7 protein-coding genes are annotated in these 5,622 nt (G+C 58.9%); all 7 read right to left on the bottom strand.

What is annotated here, in order from left to right; genetic code table 11:
* Positions 1–728 precede the first annotated feature (728 nt).
* Positions 729–1,526 (bottom strand): TetR/AcrR family transcriptional regulator, encoded by a 798-nt coding sequence (locus tag F6X42_RS41520; protein ID WP_222945917.1) that lies wholly within the window; start codon positions 1,524–1,526, stop codon positions 729–731.
* 38 nt (positions 1,527–1,564) lie between these two features.
* Positions 1,565–1,915, bottom strand: coding sequence for an enoyl-CoA hydratase/isomerase family protein (locus F6X42_RS41515; protein WP_187639568.1), 351 nt, complete (start codon positions 1,913–1,915; stop codon positions 1,565–1,567).
* A 15-nt stretch (positions 1,916–1,930) separates the two neighbouring features.
* Positions 1,931–2,989, bottom strand: a complete 1,059-nt coding sequence (locus F6X42_RS41510) for a dipeptidase (protein ID WP_246530534.1) — start codon at positions 2,987–2,989, stop codon at positions 1,931–1,933.
* Positions 2,990–3,058: 69 nt separating this feature from the next.
* Positions 3,059–3,247 carry a hypothetical protein gene (locus tag F6X42_RS41505; protein ID WP_187639567.1) on the bottom strand — a complete coding sequence of 63 codons (189 nt, stop codon included), beginning with the start codon at positions 3,245–3,247 and terminating at the stop codon, positions 3,059–3,061.
* A gap of 107 nt (positions 3,248–3,354) precedes the next feature.
* Complete coding sequence (locus tag F6X42_RS41500; RefSeq protein WP_187639566.1) at positions 3,355–3,522, bottom strand: hypothetical protein; 168 nt, start codon at positions 3,520–3,522, stop codon at positions 3,355–3,357.
* 27 nt (positions 3,523–3,549) lie between these two features.
* Complete coding sequence (locus tag F6X42_RS41495; protein ID WP_246530533.1) at positions 3,550–3,852, bottom strand: CoA transferase; 303 nt, start codon at positions 3,850–3,852, stop codon at positions 3,550–3,552.
* A gap of 363 nt (positions 3,853–4,215) precedes the next feature.
* Positions 4,216–5,622, bottom strand: a 1,407-nt coding sequence (locus F6X42_RS41490) for an MFS transporter (protein WP_246530532.1), incomplete at its 5' end; no start/stop codon positions are given.

Here is a 5,622-nt window from a genome sequence, read left to right as displayed (position 1 = left end):
TGTTGCTGGAAGGCATTGCCTTCAGGGATGGCGAACCGGTGAAAGACGATCAACCGGTTCAGCAGAAACTCGCCGCCTGAAGTCCCTGCTCATCAAGTTGCCTATACACCAGTCTTGACGCTAGCTCCAGCCACCGTCAGGGTGCGTTCGATGGTGCTCGTCATCTGAGCGCTGCACGCGATCGCCGACAGCACCACGAACGAAGGAGGATCAAACCGGGCAGCCACTACCGCCCACCGCACAACGTCTTCGAGCACGGCGATATCTCGCGGCTCGCCAGCAACATTGTGGCCCAACGTGAGAAAATTCCGGCTGCATCGCGGGCCAGAACCACTAGTTGCGGGAAGGGTCTGCATCCAAAAACGAACGTCATGTGCGTGCATATGCGTTCACGAGGCACTCGTGTCAACGAGCCATGAACGCGCCAGCCGTCCCATCGCTGCTGAACCGGATTCCAGAATGCGGCGGCAACGCGATCGTCGGCAAGCCGAGGTCTTCAATGCCGGCGCAATTTGCAAGCCACTGGCCAATCATGGATTCGGCCAGTGGCACAGCCGCGGCGTGCTCGCCGGCGATCGCCAGGAGTCACGCATGCTTCGGCCCAACTCACGCTAGCACCGCCTTTGCTTTCAGGGAGTGACGCCTTGTCGAATCTGGCGCTTTGCAAAACTGCTCATACGTCCGAGGGGCGATCCGCGAAAATCCGCTGGACCGCTTGATTGAGCATGTCACGCATTTGATCGTTCATTGGTCGCTTCTTCAGTTGACGCGCGGTCGGTGTGCGCCGCGAACATCTGCTCGATCATTTTCACCACCTGTTCCTTGTTTCGGCGTATGTTCGCCACTCGGCCCTGCGAAAGACGCTGTTGCGCCAGCCCGCGCAGAGCACCCACAACAAACTCAGCGCCTAAAGCGACATCTACATCGCGGCGCACCTCGCCCTGCGCAATACCGATCCGCAGGTTCTTCTCAATCCACTCGAACATCTCACGGTTACACTCGGCCACAACATGGGCCGTATCGGAGTTTTCCAACAGGGACTCAGCGAGGAGCAGCAAAAGAGCGCGGGTATTCGTCCACTGCGCATCACTGCGCCCCAAATACACACGCGCATAGCCGAGCACCGCCTGAAGGCCAGCGGGCGATGGCTGTACGGATTGCATTTCCTTCGCGAAAGAGCGATACATATCCGAGGTTAAGGTGCGTAGTAGCTCACCTTTGTTGCCGAAGTGATGCGTCGCCAGCCCCCGGCTGTAGCCGGCCGCCTCGCCGACCTCTGCCAGCGTCATTCCTACCCAACCTTTGCGTGAGAGCAAATCAAGTGCGGCGGCGAGAAGCCGCGCTTCCGCTTCTGAACGCCGCTCTTCCTGTGACCGGCGCCGCGGCGCCGATCCGGGCGCTTTCGAGGTCGGGGCCGTCTCTCCTTTTGCTGACCCTAACTCCTCAGGCAACTCAACGTTTTCTTTACCGAAAGCTTCGCGCGATCGTGCCCGCACCGCGCCTTGCACCGCTTGTCCCTTAGTCACCGTCTAGCTCCTTGATTACCGACGATCTATTCTACCGCTTACTGGTCGGTCATCAAGATTGTCGTACCCGCGAGTATTAAGCGTTGTGCGCTTCTCCCTATTAAAGCCGCCGATCTAAACGACGTCCAGATTGCCGCGGGATGCCCGAAAGCTGGGCCGTCGACAGCCGCGATGACGAGCATCTCGAGCTTGATGAGGTCGTGAAACCAGTCCTGCATGTCCGTCATGCGGCCGTGCATCATCAGGCCGATCTTTTTCCTGGCCATGCCCTTCACGTCACCGACGCCGCAGAAGGCACCGCCGTGCCCGCCGATCATCAGAGCCCTGACATCGAGCTCCTTGTGGCCGATCCCCTTGCGCAAGCGTCTGATGACGTCAGCGATTTCCACGATCTTAGTAGTGGTTCATTCCACCGCGGTGCGGAAGATACGCATGTAATTGCCACCGGCAATCTTTCCCGCCTCTTGAGAGGTAAACCCCCCGCGCAACATCGCCGCTATCAGGTTGACCCACTGCGAATAGTCTTGCAACACGCCAGGGACGACCTGTTGATCGGTCCCCACGCAGACATGGTCCACGCCTATGACGTCAACCATTTCCTTGAGTCCCTCAACGTATTTGTCGAGATTCTCAAAGATGGCCCAAATCCCGACGGCACCGCCGGTTTCTGCGATCGCCCTCGCATGATCCGGGGCTACGCAACGGGCGGCCAGTCGGGTCGATGCCATCGCCTGGGAGCCGGCAAGCGCTGTATGTGATAGCAGCAGCGGTTTGGTGGAGACTTTCGCCGCAGCCTTGGCCGTTTGTTCGGTGGCGTGCGCAACATCAACGAGTATCCCCAACCGATGGCAGTCACGGATCACCTCTGCGCCAAATTCGGTCAACCCGTCGTGAGTCACTACGCCCGTCTGGAAGTCACCAATATCGTTCGGCGTGTAGTGAACAAGCTGCGCGGAGCGGATGCCGCGCTGGTGGGCTTCTTCCAGCCGCTCCAACTTTCCTTCTATGAAGTCCAAGCCCTCGACGCCCCCGATTACCGATGGCTGACCTGCGGCATGGGCGGATTCCAGATCGGCTGCCCTCAGTGCGCGCCGCAAGCCATGGTGCGTCACCATGTCGTCGGCCCAGGCGAGTCGTTCTAGATGGTGCTCATAGAGCTCACCCGGCCTCGGCGAACGGGTGATGCAGACGACCCCGGCTGAATTCCTGCCAAGAAGAGGTTCATCCGGGATTTCCGACAGGCACACTGCGGCAAGGGACCCGGCTCGCATACCGGCGGCAAGGTTGCCGTTGGGCGGTGCCGGAGAGTAGATGCCCTGCGGTCCGCCGTGCGTGTGGACATCCACCGAGATTGTTTTGCGCAGAACCTCCAGCGCTTTGGCGCCGACCTCTGCAACCTGGGCGGCTTCGGTCGAGCCGTATGGTCCGACGCTGCCACTGAGCATGGCCTGGACCGATGCCATTGGCGTGCTCCAGATCGAATGGCGGCAAAAGGTGCCGACCGCGTGGAAGTGATCGCAGCACATAGCTTGTCAGACGGCGACGGTAACAGTCATTCCGGCTCTGCGCCAGAAATCTCGACCAGCCGCTTCCACTTGGCAAATTCGCCCTGACATATTGTCGCGCAGCTTTGCGAAGTCTTGCAATTTCAGTACATAACCCTGCTTGATGGCGATATCCTTAAACCCGGGCGTATTGAGGAGGGCGCGACGAGTAATCACTGGTGTTCTCCAAAGGTCGAACAGAACAGACAATTTAAAAACGTCATAAGGCGTGCTGTAGCCATGCGTTCACAATGTGGTCCAAAGCGCGCCGCTCACCCAGCGCGTCAAACTCTCCACCGTCTCTCGCGGCGGGCGATAGGCAGAATTTCGTCGACTTGCTCGCGCGCGACCGGCTTGTCGGGCGAGAACGCGCGACACGAGAAGCGGCTCCCGATGGCCGACACCACGCTGGGCGGATCCCGCACGACTGCCTTGATTTGCGACATAATCATTGAGGTGCCTCCATCGAGTTCAGCACATTACACCGTGCCCGCCTGGCGCAGCTCGGCAATCTGCCCGGCCGAGAGCCCAGCAAGTTCGCCCGGGACCTCATCGGTATGCGCGCCAGAGCGGGCACGGGCCTGATTTGCGGACGGCGTGCCGCTGAACCGGGGCTGCACAGTCGGCATTTTTAGCTCCCCGAACTGCGGGTGCTCGAGGGCGACAATGCTGCCGCGGACCTGGTATTGCGCGTCCGCGACGATGTCCTCCATCGAATAGATCAGGGAAAAAGCGAGGCCTTTTTCTTCGAGGATTCGGCAAACCTCCGGAAACTGCAGCAAGTGTCGACCGCGTTTTCCTCGGCAAACGGGGCAGCGCGTTTCGTCCCGCCTCTTCTGCTGAAGTCCTGACCGAGCGGTCAAGATACTTTGTAAACGAGGCCATTCCAATTCCTGCGACTGCTACGCGGCCGGTCATAGTCCCTCCAATTCGTCAAATGCAAATCCAACCAAGGGGGCACCATGTCAAACTCGGCGCAGGCTCACTTTATCGAAAATAATATCCATTTGCATATTGACCAGCAAGTACATACTTGTCGATTGATACACAAATTTGTATTCGGCTCACTTCCGCTGCAGGAAACGCAGGCGTATTTGAATGGCGACGACATCACAATAACTAACCCCTGTTAGAACGCCAGTCATTTAGACTTTTCGCGGGCGCAGGTTCACCACACGGCGCGTCGTCCTGGCATACAACAGGCCGCCCGCCGCAAACAGGGCGCCGAATATATAAATTCCGATGCTCATGCTGCCCGTGTGCGTTTTCAACCATCCGATCGAGGTTGGGCTGAGGACCCCACCGAGGAGGCCGACAGTTGCAACCGCAGCGATCGCGTTCGCCGTGCCTGGGCCTGGCAGGCAAGCCGGCACGCTGACCCAAAACAGCGGAATGAACGTGAGCTGTGCTGCCATAGCTACCGACAGCAACACGAGTGAAAGCACCAGCGAGGCCGAGGCGAGAGGCAGCAGACACAGTGCTGCGGCGCCGACCATCGCCAACGCAACGATGCTTTCGCGCAAACGCCTCGTGCGGTCGGTATGTACGCCAATCGTGATCATCGCGATGAGTGACACCGCACTGGGGATGGCGGAGTAGAGTCCGATCAAGGCGACGTCGGTCACGCCGAGCGAGCGAATGATGGTCGGCGTCCAGAATTGGAGCACCGAGATGGCGGCTGCGAACGAGAAATAAACGGCCATCAGCGCATATAGGCGGGGATTACGAAGGATCTGTGCAAACGTTTGCCCTTCGCTAGCAGGCGCCTCTGCTTCGAGCATTGCCGCGATCATAGTTTTTTCGCGGGTGGACAGCCAGTCGGCAGCTTCGGGCGACTCATCGAGCAGCATTGGAACGAGCAGGCCGAGCACGGCGCACGGCAAACCTTCGAGCGGGAACATCCACTGCCAACCGCTCAACCCTCCTACGTCATGCATAAACTTAAGGATCGCCCCGGATAACGGATAAGCCAGAATTCCGGATATCACGATTCCCGAGGAGAATAGCGAAAACGCCGTGGATCGACGCTCCAACGGGTACCAGCGCGACAAGTAGTAGACGACCGTCGGATAAAATCCCGCCTCGAACACGCCTAGCAAAAAGCGCAGCGTATAGAACGCCGATGGAGTGCGGACAAACATCGTGAGCGTGGAGACGCAGCCCCAGCCAATCGTCACTATCATGATCGTCTTGAGTGCACCAAGCCGTGTCATCACGAAACTGTTGGGCAATACGAACAGCGCGTACGACAGGAAGAAGATGCCCGCCCCAATGCCGTAGACGGCATCCGTGAAACCGAGCGCGGATTTCATCTGGAGCTGCGCGATGCCCACGTTGACACGGTCGATGTTGGCCATCAGATAGAGGATGAACAACAACGGGATTAGACGGTAGGAGATCTTCTTGCGGCGCCTCCGGTTTTTTGGGACACAGATTTGGGGTAAAACGTGTGATCCAAACTGGAGTGGTTGATGTTGAAGAAAACCAATGCGAATGCGGTTGCGCCAGAGGCGCTGGAAGGAGCGCGTAGCGCGACTGGAAGCGCCTCTGGC

It is taken from the genome of Paraburkholderia podalyriae (genome assembly GCF_014397785.1).
Lineage (GTDB): Bacteria > Pseudomonadota > Gammaproteobacteria > Burkholderiales > Burkholderiaceae > Paraburkholderia > Paraburkholderia podalyriae.
Note: the sequence above shows the minus strand (reverse complement) of the source record. Positions and strands in the feature narration are given on the sequence as shown.